This is a genomic window from Nocardioides albidus (assembly GCF_006335005.1).
In the GTDB taxonomy this organism is placed as follows: domain Bacteria; phylum Actinomycetota; class Actinomycetes; order Propionibacteriales; family Nocardioidaceae; genus Nocardioides; species Nocardioides albidus.
The window spans coordinates 113965-127186 of record NZ_VDMP01000026.1; the positions used below are offsets into that span (position 1 = coordinate 113965).

Here is a 13222-nt window from a genome sequence, read left to right on the forward strand (position 1 = left end):
CGGCGTACCGCGAACGACTCGCGGGCCGAGCCGCGCCGGCGAAGGTCGACGGCGTCAAGATCACCCTCGGCACCTTCACCGACCGCGCCGAGCTCCCCGAGGTCGCGGTCCTGCTCGAGCAGCAGCTCGAGGCCGCCGGCTTCGACGTGCGGCAGGACGTGCGCGAGTACCAGTACATCGAGGCCGACGCGCTCGAAGGCGCGTTCGACGCGTTCATCCTCTCCCGGGCGACCGTGCTGGACTCCGGCGACCCGGTCGCCTATCTCGCCTCCGACTTCACCTGCAAGGGCGGCTTCTCGATCGCGCAGCTCTGCTCCTCGGCCGTCGACGATGCGATCGGGGTCGCGTCCGAGACCGAGGCCGGGGCGGACCGCCAGCGGGCGATCATGCTCGCCGAGGCCGCGGTGCTCGGCACGGACGCGGCGATCCCGCTCCTCCACGAGCGGGTGATCCAGGGCGAGGGCCGGCTGATGCACGACGCCGCCCGCGACCCGCGTGAGCGGGCCCTCGTCACCGCCGACACCCACCTCGACGCGCCGTAGCCGGCGACCGGTCGTCGGGCGTCATGCGGAACAGTCCGGTCCTGGGACATCTTTCCCGAGTCCTGAGCGGCGTCGCGCTCATGGTCGTCGCGGGTGCGCTGCCCTGGCTGTCGCGCACGGACCCGGCCGCGGCGGTGCTGCGGGCGCGGTACGCCGAGCTCGAGCCGTCGCCCGAGGCGCTCGCCGCCGTCCGTGACGAGCTGGGACTGGAGGGCGGTCCGCTCGACTCGAGCCTGCGCTGGTGGTCGGGTGCCGTGCGCGGCGACTTCGGCACCTCGTGGGTGAGCGGCGGGGAGGTGGCACCGGGCGTCTGGCGGGCGCTCGGCGTCTCGGCCACGCTGACGCTCTTCGCGGTCTGCGTCGCCCTCGTCGTCGCCGCCGCGCTGGTCGCGCCCGCCTGTCGGCGCGTGCTGCGCGACCGGCCGCAACGCGGATCCGGCCCGGTGGGGGTGGCGCTCACCGCGCTGCCCGAGTTCCTGCTCGCGAGTGCCCTGCTGGTGGTCGTCGCGGTGCAGCTGAGGTGGCTCCCGCCGTACGGCTGGACCGGTCCCGACACGGCGATCCTGCCGGCGCTCTCCCTGGGCATCCCGGCGGGCGGACTGCTCGGCCGGTTGCTCGCCGACGCGGTCGCGGGGGTCGCCGAGGAGCGCTGGGTCCACGTGTGGCGTCTCAGCGGGGCTCCCCGGCGGGTGATCCTCGCCGGCGTGCTCCGCCGGGCCGGCGCCGCGGTCGTCGACCAGCTCGGGTTCGTCCTGATCGGCCTGCTCGGTGGAGCCGTCGCCGTCGAGCAGGTCTTCGCGATCCCCGGCCTGGGCCGACACCTGCTCGGCTCGGCCAACGCACAGGACATCCCGTCGCTGCAGGCCGGGGTGCTCGTCGTGGCGGTGGCCGCCGCTCTCGTCGGTGCGCTCACCTCCCTCGCCCGGCGGCTGCTGCGCGGCGGTCCGCTCCCGCCGGGCTCGCTGCCACCTCCGCCCGAGCCGCGCGGCGACGGGCGGCTGGCGCGCTGGACGGCCGGGACGGCCCTCGCCCTGCTGCTCCTCATCCTGGTCACCGGCCTGCCGCGCGATCCCTACACGATCGCCCATCCCCGCCTGGCGGCGCCCAGCCCGGCGCTGCCCTTCGGTGCGGACGCCAGCGGACGGGACCTGCTCGCGCGGGTGGCCCACGGCACGATCGGCACGCTGACGCCCGCCTTCCTCATCGTGCTCGGCGCCATCGTCGTCGGCCTGCTCCTCGCGATGCTCGGGGAGGTCTCCCGCGGCCCCGCGGAGATCGCCAACGCCACGCCGCCGATCCTCGCCGGCGTCATCGTCGCCGCCCTCCTGGGCCCGTCCGTCGCCGGTGCGGCGCTCGCGGTGCTCTGGGTGACCTGGCCGCCGCTGACCACGCACGCCGCCTCCCTCGTCGAGGAGGCCCGGGCGATGCCCCACGTCCGCTGGCTGCCTCTCGCGGGCGTCTCCTCGACCGAGATCTGGTGGCGGCACGTGCTGCCGAGCACGATTCCTCGGCTGCTCCGGCACGGGATGCTGCGGTTGCCCGGCGTCGCGCTCGCCCTCGCGGCGCTCGGGTTCCTCGGTCTCGGCGCACAGCCGCCGCTGCCGGAGTGGGGCCTGCTGATCTCGGAGGGCATCGACTACGTCGAGCGCGCGCCGTGGACGACCGCGGCGCCCGCGAGCGCGCTGATCCTCACCTCGGTGTTCGCCGTGGCCCTGGCCGGGCTGCGCCGGCGGCTCCCGCCGAACGCCCCCCGGCGGCCCAGCCTCACCGTGCGGGAGGACGCCGAGGTGAGCATCCCCGCGTCCGCGGTCTGAGGACGCCTCCGCAGCCCGCTCCGCCGCGGACGTCATACGCATGGTGGGCTCTGACCCTCGCTTCGTATGACGTCAGCCCGCGCCGCCGCGGACGTCATACGGATGGTGGGCTCTGACCCTCGTTTCGTATGACGTCAGCCCGCGGCGCGGGGACGTCATACGGATGGTGGTCTCTGACCCTCGTTTCGTATGACGTCAGCCCGCGCCGCCGCGGACGTCATACGCATGGTGGTCTCTGACCCTCGCCTCGTATGACGCAAGCGCCCGCGCCGCGCCGGGGAGAGGGGGCCGCCGCAGGCGAGGTCGTCAGTCGTTGGTGGTCACCTTGATCGGGAGCGTCTTGATGCCGTTGACGAAGTTGCTACGGACCCGGCGCACCTCGCCGTTCAGCTCGACCGTCTTGAGGCGGGGGATCAGCTCCTCGAACATGAGGCGGATCTCCATGCGGGCCAGATTGTTGCCCATGCACAGGTGGGGGCTGCCCTTGCCGAAGGTGACGTGGTCGACGTCCTTGCGGGTGACGTCGAAGTCGTAGGGGTTCTCGAAGACGTCCTCGTCGCGGTTGCCGGAGGCGAACCACATGACGACCTTGTCGCCCTCCTTGATCTGCTGGCCGTTCAGCTCGACGTCGCGGGTCGCGGTGCGGCGGAAGTGGTAGACCGGGGAGGCCCACCGCAGGAACTCCTCGACCGCGTCCGGGATGAGCTCGGGGTTTGCCTGCAGCTTGGCGAGCTGCTCGGGGTGCTCGAGGAGCGCCAGCATGGAGTGGGTGATCGTGTGGCGGGTGGTCTCGTTGCCGGCGACGACGAGCAGGAGGAAGTACGAGTCGTACTCGGACGCGGTCATCGCCTGTCCGTCCTCGGGGATCTTGTTGACGAGCTGGCTGACGAGGTCCTTGCCGTCGCCGCCCTTGCGGTCCGCGGCGAGCTGCCGCCCGTAGTCGAAGACCTCCTGCGAGACGGGGGAGCGGAAGGGCAGGTGCTTGTACTTCTCGCTCTCGGCGTCGGAGATGAGGATCTTGGCGTGCTCGGGGTCGGAGAAGCCGATGATCTCGTTGCCCCAGTCGATGAGCTGGCCGGTCATGTCCTGGGGTACGTCGAGCAGGCGGGCCAGCACCTGGATCGGGAAGTCCGCGCTGACGTCCTCGACGAAGTCGAACTCGCCCTTGGCGAGGGCCGCCTCGATCGTCGCGCGGGTGATGTCGCGCAGCAACGCCTCGTAGTTCTTCATCAGGTTGGGCCGGCTGAACTCGCGGGAGATGAGCTTGCGCAGCGCGCGGTGGCGGATGCCGTCCATCTCGAGGATGGAGCGGCGGGCCTCCTGCAGCTCCGGCTCGACCTCCTCGAGGTTCACGAAGTTCGTCGAGGTGAAGGTCTCGGGGTCCTTGTCGACCTCGCAGATGTCGGCGTGCTTGGTGACCGCCCAGAAGCCGTGGCCCCCGTCGGTCTCGCGCTGCCAGAAGACGGGCGCCTCCTTGCGGAGGGTGTCGAGCATGCCCCAGGCCTCGGGTCCGGCGAAGCGGTCGAGATCAACCAGGTCGACCTGGTCGAGCGGGACGTACGGCGGCTTGTCCACGGCGGTTCTCCATCCGTCAGGTAGATCGTTTGGATCCGAACAATATCCCCCGAAAATCTCGGGCGCAAGGGTGGTCTTTCGCTCCCGGGGTGGCTATCGTACGGATCCGAACGACCTTGAACATCCTCGACCTGAGCTGAGGCCCGATGAACGACATGAAGGGGTTCTTCTTCCCCCGCACCGCGACCGGCCAGTCATCGCTGATCCCGTCGCCGCCGTGGTACTACTCGGGCGACCTGCTGACGGTGGAGTACCGCACCGATCCGGCCCGCGTCGCCGAGCTGCTGCCGGCCCCGCTCGAGCTCGCGCCGGAGGACCCCGGCGCGGTCGCGTTGATCTGGGCCGACTGGCAGTCCTGCTCCGGGACCCGCGAGGAGCTCCTCGACCCGGTCCGCTCGCAGTACAAGGAGGCGTTCGTCGTCGTCCGGTGCGCCTACGAGGGCGTCACCTACTCCCGCTGCGTCTACATCTGGGTCGACAAGGACTTCGCGATCGGCCGCGGCATGCACCAGGGCTACCCCAAGAAGCTCGGCTCGATGTGGCAGACCCGGCCCCACCCCTTCTCCCACGCCGCCCCGCAGGTCGCCCCCGGCGGTGTCTTCGGCGCGACCCTCGCGGCCGGCGACCGCCGCCTCGCGCAGGCCGTGCTGACCCTCACCGACGAGTCGCCCACCAACGGCTTCGTCAACGGCCACCCGATGGCCCACCACCGCGTCTACCCGGGCATCGCCAAGGGTGCGCCGGACGCGTACGCCGAGCTCATCGCCTCCGGCTCGAGCTCCTTCGAGGCCGGCCCGGCCTACTCCGGCGACGTCGAGCTCGAGCTGTTCGAGTCCCCGACCGAGGAGCTGCACCGCCTCGAGGTCCAGGAGATCATCGGCGGCTACTACCGCCAGGTCGGCGTCGTCTGGGACGGCGGCAGCACGCTGGCCACGGCCGGCGAGAACGGGTGGGAGGCGGCGGCGCGATGACCCAGGCAGCAGACTTCCTCGTCGACGTCGAGGGCGTCCAGGTCGACACCCGCCACTGGATCGGTGGCGAGCGGGTGGCCTCCGCGTCCACCTTCACCGACATCTCGCCGATCGACGAGCAGCCCATCGCCGAGGTCGCCGCCGGTACGTCGGCCGAGGTCGACGCCGCCGTGGCCGCCGCGCGCGCCGCGTTCCCGGCGTGGGCGGCCCTGCCCGTCGCCGAGCGCAGCGCGATCCTGCGCCGGGTCGCCGAGGGGATCGAGGCCCGGGTCGAGGACCTGTCGCGGGTCGAGACCCGGGACAACGGATCCCTGATCCGCAGCCACCGCCGCGGCGTCATGCCGCGGGTGGCGATGAACTTCCGCGCGTTCGCCGACTACGCCGAGCACCAGCTCGGCCACCCCGACATGGAGGTCCCCGGCCGCGGCCACCGCGAGCGGGTGACCTACGACCCGGCGGGCGTGGTCGCGATCATCACCCCCTGGAACGCGCCGCTGATGCTCGCCACCTGGCGGATCGGCCCGGCCATGGCCGCTGGCAACACGATCGTGGTCAAGCCGCCGGAGTGGGCGCCGCTCACCGCGAGCCTGCTCGCCGACATCATGCACGAGGCGGGTGTGCCCGCCGGTGTGTTCAACGTCGTCCAGGGCACCGGTGCCGAGGCGGGGGCGCCGCTGACCGCGCACCCCGACATCAACCGGCTCGCCTTCACCGGCTCGGTCCCGACCGCCGGCGTCATCGCCAAGGCCGCGGCCGCCAACATCGTGCCGCTGTCCTACGAGCTCGGCGGCAAGTCGCCGCTCCTCGTGTTCGAGGACGCCGACCTCGACCTGGCCGTCGAGATCGCGGTCGAGCAGTTCGACAACGCGGGCCAGGTCTGCCTCAAGGCGGCCCGGATGTACGTGCACTCCTCGCTGGCCGAGGAGTTCACCCGCCGGGTCGTGGAGGGTGCGTCGAAGCTCAAGCAGGGCGACCCCCGGGACGAGGGCACCGACGTGTCGGCGCTGATCTCGCGGCGCCACTTCGAGCAGATCTCCGGCTTCGTCGAGCGCGCTCTGGCCGACGGGGCCGAGCCGCTGCTCGGTGGCGGGCCCAACGAGGAGCTGGGCGGCCTCTACTTCCGCCCGACCATCCTCGTCGGCGCGAAGAAGGACTCCGAGATCATGACGGAGGAGGTCTTCGGGCCGGTCGTCACGATCAGCACCTTCGAGACCGAGGAGGAGGCCGTCACGCTGGCCAACGACACCCCCTTCGGTCTCGCCGCCACGCTCGTCACCGGCGACCGCGACCGCGCGGAGCGGGTCTCCGCGGCGCTCGACGCCGGCACGGTGTGGGTCAACTGCTTCTTCGTGCGCGACCTCAACGCCCCCTTCGGCGGCAACGGCAAGTCGGGCATCGGCCGCGAGGGCGGCATCTGGTCGTTCGACTTCTACACCGACATCAAGAACAGCGTCTTCTCGCCGACCGGCTGGGCGGACGCCGCGACCGGAGAGGGAGGTGGGACCGATGGGTGAGGTCGTCGGCGCGGGGCTGATCGCGCACGTCCCCACGATCGTGCTGCCGGAGACGATCCGGCGCGAGCTCAACGACGGGGAGGACACCACGCTGGTGTCCGGCCTGCACCAGCTGCGCCGCGAGGTCTTCGACGTCCTCGACTACGACACCGTCGTGGTGCTCGACTCCCACTGGGCGACGACGGTCGAGTGGGTCGTGACCGCGCAGGAGCGCCGCAGCGGCCTGTTCACCTCCGAGGAGCTGCCGCGGGGGATGAGCCGGCGCCCGTACGACTTCGCCGGCGACCCCGAGCTCGCCCACCTCATCGCCAGCAAGGCCGCGGAGCACAGCACGTGGATCACCGCGATCGAGGACGACGCGCTCCCGATCTTCTACGCGACCACCAACGTGTGGGAGTTCCTCGGCCAGGGCCTGCCCGACAAGCGGTGGATCTCGATCGGCGTGTGCCAGACCGCCGACGGCGAGGACGCCCTGCGTCTGGGTCGCGCCCTCGGCGCGGCCATCGCCGAGTCCGACCGCAAGGTCCTGCTCATCGCCTCGGGCGCGATGTCCCACACCTTCTGGAGCCTGGGCAAGCTGCGCGACCACGAGGCGTCCGGCGTCGAGCACATCTTCACCGCCGAGGCCGCCGCGGCCGACGCGGAGCGGATCGAGTGGTTCAAGGACGGCGATCACGCCCGGGTCCTCGACACGATGGACGAGTTCTACCGGTTCAAGCCCGAGGCCCGCTTCCAGCACTACCTGATGATGATGGGCGCCCTCGGGGAGGGCGACTGCACCGCCCCCGGCCGCCAGTACGGCGAGTACGAGAACTCCATCGGCACCGGCCAGGTCCACCTCTGGTTCGACCGACCCGAGGGTGGCTTCCCCGCCGCCCGCACCACTCCCACCGACCCCGACTACGTGCGCCAGATGGGCGGCGCCGGTGCCGACGTACCGGCCGCCGGCTGAGCCGACCCGAGAGGAAACCCTGAGATGACCACCGAATACCGCCGGATCCTCCTCGACGGCAACGCCGTCGACGTTCGTCGCGAGGGCGAGACCCTCGTCGCCGGCGACGGCCGCACCGTCGCCATCGCCGACGCCACCCACCTGCCGCCGGTGACGCCGAGCAAGATCGTCTGCGTCCACCTCAACTACTCCTCGCGCGTCGAGGAGATGATGACCAAGCTGCCGCCGGCGCCGACGTACTTCCACAAGCCGGTCTCCGCGCTCAACGCGCACGAGTCCGCCGTGGTCCGCCCGCAGGGCTGCAAGTGGCTCAACTACGAGGGCGAGATCGCCATCGTCATCGGTCGCACGGCGCGCAACATCTCGCCCGAGGAGGCCGGCGACTACATCCGCGGCTACTCCATCGGCAACGACTACGGCCTGCACGACTTCCGCGACACCGACTCGGGCTCGATGCTGCGCGTCAAGGGCGCCGACACGCTGTGCCCGGTCGGCCCCGGCATCGTCGAGGGCTGGGACTTCCACGACAAGCGGATCCGCACGATCGTCAACGGTGAGGTGCGCCAGGACGGCAACACCAACGAGATGAAGTGGGACATGCACTACCTCGTCGCCGACATCGCGCGCACGATCACGCTGCAGCCCGGCGACATCCTCATGTCCGGCACCCCGGCCATCTCGCGCACCGTCTACCCCGGCGACGTCGTCGAGGTCGAGGTCGAGGGTCTCGGCACCCTGCGCAACCACATCGTCGAGGGCCCGACGCCGATCCGCAGCGACGTCGGCGCGCAGCCGACCGAGAGCGAGGAGGTCCTGTCGACCGCCAAGGGCGGCGACTGGGAGTTCCGCGGGATCCGCAAGCCCGACCTCTCCAACACCCACTGACCGTCGTACGACCGAAGGACCGCACCGTGCCCGCACCCCGGATGCTGATGATCCTCAGCGAGAACTGGACCCTCACCGACGGTCGCAGCCTGAACGACCTCGTCAGGTGGGCCCGGATCGCCGAGGACACCGGCTTCGACTCGGTGATGATCTCCGAGCACGTCGTCCTCGGCCCCGACGCCAGCGACAAGGGCGTGATGGGCAACCCGCGCGACTACGCGGCGCCCGGCAACCAGGACCCGCTGATGCCCTGGCCGAACTCGCTGATGCTGTTCTCGGCCATCGCCAGCGTCACCGAGCGGATCCGCCTGGTCGGAGCGGCGGTGCTCGCGCCGCTGCGCCACCCGCTGCTGCTCGCCCGCGAGCTCGGCACCCTCGACCTGATCTCCGAGGGCCGCCTCGTCGTGCAGCCCAACGTCAGCTGGAGCAAGGACGAGTACGCCGCCATGGGCGTGCCCTTCCGCGAGCGCGGCAAGATCCTGAGCGAGCAGCTCGAGGTGATGAAGCTGGTGTTCGAGCAGTCGCCGGCGACCCACCACGGCCACTACTTCGACTTCGAGGACATCTACCTCGAGCCGAAGGCCTTCCGGCCCGAGGGGCCGCGGATGTGGTTCGGCGGGCAGAAGGCGCACGGCGCCGTCGTCGAGCGGATCGTGAAGTACGGCCACGGCTTCCACCCCTTCGGCCGCCCGACCGAGGAGGACCTGCAGGTCATCCGGGACGCGATGGCCGAGGCCGGCCGCGACATGGCCGAGCTGGAGATGGTGGGCGGCGTGCGCTACTCGTTCCCCGACGACCACTCGCTCGCCGACCTGGGGGAGTCGATGGACTCGATCCCCGAGCAGCTCGAGCAGGGCTTCACCACGATCTGCATCAAGCCGTCGATGTACATCGACGACCAGTCCGAGATGGAGGCGTTCTGCAAGGACGTCATGAGGCGAGCGGAGACCATGGGATGACCACGCCCGACCACCCGGCCAAGCGGCTGCTGCTCATCGGGCACGACTACCTGTCGGCCGGCGGCATCGAGGCGCGCTTCGTCGAGCGCGGGTACGCCGTCGAGCGGGTGCAGGTCGTCCCGCCCGAGCGCTACGACGATCCCGGCGTGGAGTTCGACTTCCCGGACCCGCGCGACTATGACGCCGTCCTCGTCCTCGGTGCGCGCTGGAGCGCCTACAGCGACACGGTCACGTCCTGGGTCAAGCCCGAGACCGAGCTGCTGCACACCGCCGACGAGGCCGGCATCCCCGTGTTCGGGATCTGCTTCGGCGGCCAGATGCTGGCCCAGGCGCACGGCGGCCAGGTCGTCGCCTCGCCGGCGTCGGAGATCGGCCCGCACGTCGTGTCCGGTGTGCCCGCCGTGGCCGGCGTCTGGACGCAGTGGCACCACGACCGCTTCGTGCCGCCCGCCGAGGCGACCGTCGTCGGCGCCAACGCGGCCGCCTCCCAGGCGTTCGTGCTCCGCCGCAACCTCGCCGTGCAGTTCCACCCCGAGGTGGACGCGGCGAGCGTCCGCGAGTGGCTCGAGGACGGGGGCCGCGAGGACGCCAGCGGTCGCGGGCTCGACCCTGACGTGCTCATCGAGCACATCGCATCGCTGGACGAGGACGTCCGGGTGCGGGCAGGCGTCCTCGTCGACTACTTCCTCGACGACGTGGCGACGAGCTGATGGCCGCCACCGACCGCAAGGTCGTCCTCGTCACCGGGGGCGGCACCGGCATCGGCGCCGCCGTCACCCGTCTGCTCGCCGCGGGCGGCGACCAGGTCGTCATCTGTGGTCGGCGCGAGGCCCCGCTGCGAGCGGTCGCCGACGAGACGGGCGCGCACGTCGTGGTCGCGGACGTGAGTGAGACCGATGGCGTCGCGAAGGTCGTCGACGACACCATCGCCACCTTCGGTCGGCTCGACGGGCTCGTGATCAACCACGGGATCATCCACGTCGGCCGGGTCGACGAGGTCACCCCCGAGCAGTGGGACGACACGATCCGGGTCAACCTGACCTCGCCCTTCCTCCTGGTCCGCGCGGCCCTCCCGCACCTGCTCGCCGCGCGCGGCGCGGTCGTCGCGGTGTCCTCGGTCGCCGCGCTGCGGGCCAGCGACGGCATGGCCGCCTACTCCGCCAGCAAGGCCGGCCTGCTGCTCCTCACCCAGTCCCTCGCCGTCGACCACGGCCGCGACGGACTGCGCGCCAACGCGATCTGCCCCGGCTGGACCGCCACCGAGATGGGCGACATGGAGATGGCCGAGCTCGGCAAGGAGCGCGGCCTCTCCACCGCCGATGCCTACCGGCTCGCCACGGCCGTCGTCCCCCAGCGCCGGGCCGCCCACCCCGACGAGATCGCCGCGACCGTGGGCTGGCTGTTGTCCGACGCCGCGTCGTACGTCAACGGCGTCGTGCTGCCCGTCGACGGCGGCTCGTGCATCGTCGACCCCGGCACCCTCGCCCTCGACCCCCGCGTGTCGGTCGACCTCTCCCCACGCCCCCAGGAGTCCCGATGAACCACCCCCATCGATTCTTCTCTCCCCCGCTTCGCTCCTCCGCGAACAACCGATCGGGGACCCCGGCATGAGCAAGTACGCCGTCCGCAATCCCGCCACCGGCGAAGTGCTGGAGACCTTCCCGACCGCCACCGACGCGGAGGTCGCCGCAGCCGTGGCCGCTGCCGCTGCCGCTCACGAGACCTGGGGCCGCGGGACGTCGGTGTCCGAGCGCGCCGCCCTGATCGCGCGCGTCGCCGAGCTGCACCGCGAGCGCGCCGACCAGCTCGCCGAGGCGATCAACCTCGAGATGGGCAAGGCGCTGGGCGCCGCCGAGGGCGAGGTGCTCTTCTCGGCCGACATCTACCAGTACTACGCCGACCGCGCGGAGGTGCTCCTCGCCGACCAGCCGATCGAGCTGCTCAGCGGCGACGGCCACGCCCTCATCCGGCGCCAGTCGGTCGGCGCGCTGCTCGGGATCATGCCGTGGAACTACCCGGTCTACCAGGTCGCCCGGTTCGCCGCGCCCAACCTGCTGCTCGGCAACACCATCGTCCTCAAGCACGCCGCCCAGTGTCCGCGCTCGGCGGCGCTGCAGGCCGAGATCTTCGCCGACGCAGGCCTGCCCGAGGGCGCCTACGTCAACGTCTACGCGACCAGCGACCAGATCGCCGGCGTCATCGCGGACCCGCGGATCCACGGCGTCTCGCTGACCGGCTCGGAGCGCGCCGGCTCGATCATCGGCGAGCTCGCCGGGCGTCACCTGAAGAAGTGCGTCCTCGAGCTCGGCGGGTCCGACCCGTTCGTCCTGCTGTCCACCGACGACCTCGCGGGTGCCGTCGACGACGCCCTGTCCGCGCGGACCGGCAACGTCGGCCAGGCCTGCAACGGCGCGAAGCGGTTCGTCGTCGTCGACGAGCTGTACGACGACTTCGTCCGCCTGCTCGGCGACCGGATCGCGACCGCCACCACCGCCGCGCCACTCTCCTCGACGGGGGCGGCCGAGGAGCTGGCCGGCCAGGTCGCCGCGGCGGTCGACGCGGGCGCGAGCCTGGTGTCCGCCGGCGAGCGCGACGGCGCCTTCCACCCTGTCGGCGTCCTGACCGACGTCACGCCCGACAACCCGGCGTACCACCAGGAGTTCTTCGGCCCGGTCGCCATGGTGTTCCGGGCCGCCGACGAGACGGACGCGGTGCGGATCGCCAACGACACCCCCTACGGCCTCGGCTCGTACGTCTACACGACCGACCCCGAGCAGGCCGACCGGGTCGCCAGTGCGCTCGAGGTCGGCATGGTGTTCGTCAACGGGGTTGGGCTCGAGGCGGTCGAACTGCCGTTCGGCGGCGTCGGACGCTCCGGCTACGGGCGCGAGCTGGGCACGCTGGGCATCGACGAGTTCGTCAACAAGAAGATGATCCGCGTCGCGCGGTGATCTAGGCGCCGCAGGGTGACGAGATCTCGCCGGCGGCGCGCTGGGCGAGCGCCCGTGAGGCGCGTCTGATGCGCAGCAGCATCGTGGCCGACGGCACGACACGACCGCTCGCGTAGGTCGAGAGCCGCGACGGCGAGGTGCCCACCCACGTCGCGAACTCCCGCTGGGAGACACCGCTGCGGGCCACGCACTGCCGGATGTGGCGGGCGACCTGCGTCCTCTCGTGGAGCCTGCGCAGCTCGCGGCACAGGGTGACGACCTCCTCCATCGCGACATGCAGGGCGGGGGACTCCGAGCGTCGAGCCAGGCGCAGCAGGTGGTCGCCGTCGGCGCCCCACGGGCTGGCGGCGACCGCGCTGAGGTGGCTGCGCCACTCGTCCACCGTGCCGTGCGTCGCCACCTCGATCAGCTCGCGGACGCTCGCCAGGGGCGTCGCCGGTTCGGGCACCGACTCGATGCCGGTCAGCACGAACGCGTGGGCGACGGCGGCGCAGGTCGACGCGCCGGGCACGGACGGGTCGGCCGTGAGCCACCGGTGACAGGCCAGGGCGCTCCAGCGCCGCTCGGCGTCCTGCTCGAGCAGGCGGGCGGCGCGCTGCTGCAGCACAGCGAGCCTGCGCTCGCCGAGCGTGTCGTGGAGGCCCGCGCTCGCGGCGAAGTCCTCGGCGTCCCCGAAGGCGACGATGCCGACGAGGTTGGCCAGGACGGCGCACAGCTGGTCCGACGCGGGGTCACCGCGGCGGTCGGCCAGCAGGGCGAGCAGTCGCCGCCAGGTGGCTCGAGCGCTCGGGGCGACCCGGTCCTGTCGGGCGAGGACCCGATCGACGATCCGGTCGGGTGCGTGGCCGACGTCGTCGACGGCCTGGAGTCGTAGGGGCGTGGGCGTCATGGGTCCGGCGTTCTCTCGGGGTGCGCCGCCACCGGCCCGAGAGCGACGCTTCTACCCCTCCAGATGCATCCGGACCGAGAACATCACGCGGCGCGCGAGGAAATCTGGTCCGGACCGCGAGATCGGCCAACTCCCGGTGCACGCGAGTCGAGATCGGTAGTCTTGCGGGA

Annotated in this window: 11 protein-coding genes and 1 pseudogene; 10 read left to right on the plus strand and 2 right to left on the minus strand. The window is 71.8% G+C overall.

The window, feature by feature from the left end; all coding sequences use genetic code 11:
* A pseudogene (locus FHP29_RS16245) lies at window positions 1-542 on the plus strand (ABC transporter substrate-binding protein); the annotation flags it as partial.
* Window positions 543-565: 23 nt separating this feature from the next.
* Window positions 566-2356 (plus strand): ABC transporter permease subunit, encoded by a 1791-nt coding sequence (locus FHP29_RS16250; protein ID WP_139623927.1) that lies wholly within the window; start codon window positions 566-568, stop codon window positions 2354-2356.
* Window positions 2357-2662: 306 nt separating this feature from the next.
* Here FHP29_RS16250 and FHP29_RS16255 read toward each other — a convergent pair whose 3' ends face one another.
* Complete coding sequence (locus tag FHP29_RS16255; RefSeq protein ID WP_240044549.1) at window positions 2663-3931, minus strand: cytochrome P450; 1269 nt, start codon at window positions 3929-3931, stop codon at window positions 2663-2665.
* A 146-nt stretch (window positions 3932-4077) separates the two neighbouring features.
* Between FHP29_RS16255 and FHP29_RS16260 the strand changes: the two genes are divergently transcribed.
* The 8 genes from FHP29_RS16260 to FHP29_RS16295 all read left to right on the plus strand — a co-directional run bounded on the left by FHP29_RS16260 (window position 4078) and on the right by FHP29_RS16295 (window position 12163).
* The gene (locus tag FHP29_RS16260) at window positions 4078-4902 is read left to right on the plus strand and encodes an acetoacetate decarboxylase family protein (protein WP_139623928.1); all 825 of its coding nucleotides are present in this window, start codon (window positions 4078-4080) and stop codon (window positions 4900-4902) included.
* Window positions 4899-6416, plus strand: coding sequence for an aldehyde dehydrogenase (locus tag FHP29_RS16265; protein ID WP_139623929.1), 1518 nt, complete (start codon window positions 4899-4901; stop codon window positions 6414-6416). Before FHP29_RS16260 ends, FHP29_RS16265 begins: the two co-directional genes overlap by 4 nt.
* Window positions 6409-7368 (plus strand): DODA-type extradiol aromatic ring-opening family dioxygenase, encoded by a 960-nt coding sequence (locus FHP29_RS16270; RefSeq protein ID WP_139623930.1) that lies wholly within the window; start codon window positions 6409-6411, stop codon window positions 7366-7368. The genes FHP29_RS16265 and FHP29_RS16270 overlap by 8 nt, the downstream gene beginning before the upstream one ends.
* Window positions 7369-7392: 24 nt before the next feature.
* The gene (locus FHP29_RS16275; RefSeq protein WP_139623931.1) at window positions 7393-8253 is read left to right on the plus strand and encodes a fumarylacetoacetate hydrolase family protein; all 861 of its coding nucleotides are present in this window, start codon (window positions 7393-7395) and stop codon (window positions 8251-8253) included.
* Between the two features lie 26 nt (window positions 8254-8279).
* Window positions 8280-9212 carry a TIGR03619 family F420-dependent LLM class oxidoreductase gene (locus FHP29_RS16280; RefSeq protein WP_240044550.1) on the plus strand — a complete coding sequence of 311 codons (933 nt, stop codon included), beginning with the start codon at window positions 8280-8282 and terminating at the stop codon, window positions 9210-9212.
* Window positions 9209-9922: a type 1 glutamine amidotransferase gene (locus FHP29_RS16285; RefSeq protein WP_139623932.1), complete on the plus strand. Its 714-nt coding sequence runs from the start codon at window positions 9209-9211 to the stop codon at window positions 9920-9922. The genes FHP29_RS16280 and FHP29_RS16285 overlap by 4 nt, the downstream gene beginning before the upstream one ends.
* A complete protein-coding gene (locus FHP29_RS16290) occupies window positions 9922-10752 on the plus strand; it encodes an SDR family NAD(P)-dependent oxidoreductase (RefSeq protein WP_139623933.1) in 831 nt (276 codons plus the stop codon). Before FHP29_RS16285 ends, FHP29_RS16290 begins: the two co-directional genes overlap by 1 nt.
* 67 nt (window positions 10753-10819) lie before the next feature.
* Window positions 10820-12163, plus strand: coding sequence for an NAD-dependent succinate-semialdehyde dehydrogenase (locus FHP29_RS16295; RefSeq protein WP_139623934.1), 1344 nt, complete (start codon window positions 10820-10822; stop codon window positions 12161-12163).
* A gap of 1 nt (window position 12164) precedes the next feature.
* Here FHP29_RS16295 and FHP29_RS16300 read toward each other — a convergent pair whose 3' ends face one another.
* The gene (locus FHP29_RS16300; RefSeq protein ID WP_139623935.1) at window positions 12165-13052 is read right to left on the minus strand and encodes a helix-turn-helix domain-containing protein; all 888 of its coding nucleotides are present in this window, start codon (window positions 13050-13052) and stop codon (window positions 12165-12167) included.
* Between the last annotated feature and the right edge of the window lie 170 nt (window positions 13053-13222).

Coding starts and splice junctions, on each gene's coding strand:
- FHP29_RS16250 (WP_139623927.1), top strand. CDS start 566: ATGCGGAACAGTCCGGTCCTGGGACATCTTTCCCGAGTCCTGAGCGGC.
- FHP29_RS16260 (WP_139623928.1), top strand. CDS start 4,078: ATGAACGACATGAAGGGGTTCTTCTTCCCCCGCACCGCGACCGGCCAG.
- FHP29_RS16265 (WP_139623929.1), top strand. CDS start 4,899: ATGACCCAGGCAGCAGACTTCCTCGTCGACGTCGAGGGCGTCCAGGTC.
- FHP29_RS16270 (WP_139623930.1), top strand. CDS start 6,409: ATGGGTGAGGTCGTCGGCGCGGGGCTGATCGCGCACGTCCCCACGATC.
- FHP29_RS16275 (WP_139623931.1), top strand. CDS start 7,393: ATGACCACCGAATACCGCCGGATCCTCCTCGACGGCAACGCCGTCGAC.
- FHP29_RS16285 (WP_139623932.1), top strand. CDS start 9,209: ATGACCACGCCCGACCACCCGGCCAAGCGGCTGCTGCTCATCGGGCAC.
- FHP29_RS16290 (WP_139623933.1), top strand. CDS start 9,922: ATGGCCGCCACCGACCGCAAGGTCGTCCTCGTCACCGGGGGCGGCACC.
- FHP29_RS16295 (WP_139623934.1), top strand. CDS start 10,820: ATGAGCAAGTACGCCGTCCGCAATCCCGCCACCGGCGAAGTGCTGGAG.
- FHP29_RS16300 (WP_139623935.1), bottom strand. CDS start 13,052: ATGACGCCCACGCCCCTACGACTCCAGGCCGTCGACGACGTCGGCCAC.